Raw genomic sequence first — 2,587 nt, 5'->3', positions numbered from 1 at the left:
CATGACGCAAACCCTGCAGAGCCAAACTGCACCCGCTGCCGAAGCACTTCCAGATGCAGTCGAAGTACCTGTCGCTGAGGCACCAGCGGCTGAAATTGAGGAAGCACTGACTGATCCCAATCCCAATCCCAATCCCAATCCCAATCCCAATCCCAATCCCAATCCAGCCAGCGACGCTGTGAGCACGTTGGACGCTGTGGCTGCTGTGGCTGCTGGCCGCTCGCAAGCCCTGGAAATCGCCGAACTTTGTCAGCTTGCCGGGCAAAGCAGTCGCATTACCAGCTTCTTGGCCCAAGGCAGCTCGGCCCCTGAGGTGCGCCAGGCCTTGCTGCTCTCGCGTGCCCAAAGTGAAGAAATCTCCTCACTGATTCACCCAGATGCGGCCAAGCCACTGGCAAAGGCCAGCAATGACGGCGTCTCAGCGCTGATGGCCGCCGTCAAAAAGCTCGCCGGTACGCCATGAATCTGAATATTGCGACTTTGTTTGCTTGTTTCTCAATCTCAACTCTTTACATAGGACACTGCCATGACCGCTATCAATGAAACCCAGAACCTGGGCGACTTGCTCAAGTACGAAGAAGACCATCTTCGCTATTCACGAGAAGTTGCCACCGTCGCTGCCGGACAGAAACTCACCTTGGGCACCGTCGTCGCACGCGAAACGGCGAGTGCAAAACTCATGCAACTCGACCCCTTGGCCACCGATGGTTCAGAAAACCCCATCGGCGTGCTTCTGAACGATGTCGATGCCTCCTTGATCGATGTGCAAGACGCACTCTTGCTCAACCGTCATGCGGTGCTCGCATCGGAGTGCGTGATTTGGCCCGCAGGCATCACCGCTGCGGCCAAGACCGCTGCCATCGGCGCGTTGGCCGACCTTGGCATCCTGATTCGCCAGTCAGCCTGATCGCACCCAAGCCTGGGCGCTGGTGCTGACTTATCACTTCAACCTTTGGACATTTCCCCATGAACAACCCCTTCAACAACCCCGCCTTCTCGATGTCATCGCTGACCGCTGCGATCAACATCATCCCCAACCGCTTCGGTCGCATCGAGGCCCTCAAAATCTTCCCCGACAAGCCTGTGCGCACGCGCCAGGTGATGGTCGAAGAACAAAACGGCGTGCTCAACCTGCTACCGACCATGCCCGTGGGCGCCCCTGGCACGGTGGGCACCCGTGGCAAGCGCGCCATGCGCTCCTTTGTGGTGCCGCATATTCCGCATGACGATGTGGTTTTGCCAGAGGAAGTCCAGGGCATTCGCGCCTTTGGCAGCGAGACCGAGATGGAAACCATCGCCTCGGTCATGGCCCGACATCTGCAGACCATGCGCAACAAGCACGCCATCACACTGGAGAACCTGCGCATGGGTGCATTGAAGGGCGTGATCCTGGATGCCGATGGCTCGGTGATTTACAACCTGTTTGATGAGTTTGGCATCACTCCCACGACCATCAACTTCGATCTGGCCAATGCAGCCTCCAACGTTAAAAAGAAGTGTGCCGATGTGCTGCGCCACTTTGAGGACAACCTCAAGGGTGAATTCATGACCTCGGTGCACTGCCTGTGCTCACCCGAGTTTTATGACGCGCTGACCGATCACGTCAAGGTCAAGGACGCGTTTGCCTACAGCCAGCAGCGGGCCGTGCTGATCGATGACATGCGCGCGGGCTTCACCTTTGGTGGAGTCACCTTTGAGGAATACCGGGGCCAGGCCACCGACATGAATGGCGTCACCCGCCGTTTTATTGGCGCAGGTGAGGCCCATGCGTTTCCCTTGGGCACGGTCGACACCTTCAGCACCTACTACGCACCGGCTGACTTCAACGAGACCGCCAACACGCTGGGCCAGGCGCTCTACGCCAAGCAGGAGCCGCGCAAGTTTGAGCGCGGCACTGACCTGCACACGCAAAGCAACCCGCTGCCGATGTGCCACCGCCCGGGCGTTCTCGTGAAGCTGACGGTGTGATGGTGCGCATCGAGGACTTCTATGAGGCCGCTGGGCGGTCTGGCTTGCTGGTGGACGCGGAAATCGATGGCCACACCATCGCCGTCGATTTCCGCTCGCCAGACGAGAGCGTCCTCGACGGGCTTGCCCTGTCTGCCGATTACACGATCCGCTTTCCAGCCTCGACACTGCCGAGCCTGGCGGCAGGAGACATCGTGTCCATCGCAGGCAACACGTATCGCGTCCGCGATATCCGCAGCATCGGCGACGGCAGCGAGCGCCGCGCTTCACTCTCTCGACTCTAAGGACTCCGGCTCATGAACTCCATCCGCGAGCGCATCTTGCGGGAGGTCGTCGCTCGTCTCGCTGCCGGGGTGGCGCCCACGCCGGTACTGCGCTTTCCGACCGTGCCGGTGACGCGCGAGGCCAGCCCCGCGCTGCTGCTATTTGCCGAAGGCGACAGCATCACCGCGCATGCCAACAACCTCGTCGACCGGCTGCTGATGGTGCGTTTGGTAGCGGTGGCTCGTGGGGACGATGCCTTCGAGCAAGCCGATCTCGCCGTCGTCGCCGCCCACGCAGTCCTGATGAGCGACACCAACCTTGGCGGTCTGGCGCTGGCCCTGCGCGAGGCGGATTG

General features: G+C 60.5%; 4 protein-coding genes and 1 pseudogene. All 5 read left to right on the top strand.

Annotated features, from left to right (window positions below):
- Positions 1-463, top strand: a pseudogene (locus tag IBX54_RS14365) (hypothetical protein); the annotation flags it as partial.
- Between the two features lie 63 nt (positions 464-526).
- Positions 527-907: a head decoration protein gene (locus IBX54_RS14360; protein WP_296543337.1), complete on the top strand. Its 381-nt coding sequence runs from the start codon at positions 527-529 to the stop codon at positions 905-907.
- Positions 908-966: 59 nt separating this feature from the next.
- Complete coding sequence (locus tag IBX54_RS14355) at positions 967-1,968, top strand: major capsid protein (protein ID WP_296543336.1); 1,002 nt, start codon at positions 967-969, stop codon at positions 1,966-1,968.
- Positions 1,968-2,252 carry a hypothetical protein gene (locus tag IBX54_RS14350; protein WP_296543335.1) on the top strand — a complete coding sequence of 95 codons (285 nt, stop codon included), beginning with the start codon at positions 1,968-1,970 and terminating at the stop codon, positions 2,250-2,252. The genes IBX54_RS14355 and IBX54_RS14350 overlap by 1 nt, the downstream gene beginning before the upstream one ends.
- Before the next feature lie 12 nt (positions 2,253-2,264).
- Positions 2,265-2,587 (top strand): hypothetical protein (locus IBX54_RS14345; protein ID WP_296543334.1); only part of this gene is annotated, 323 nt, incomplete at its 3' end.

Origin of the sequence: Rhodoferax sp., assembly GCF_014859475.1 — a bacterium.
GTDB lineage: Bacteria > Pseudomonadota > Gammaproteobacteria > Burkholderiales > Burkholderiaceae_C > Rhodoferax.
This window is presented reverse-complemented; position numbering and strand designations above follow the sequence as displayed.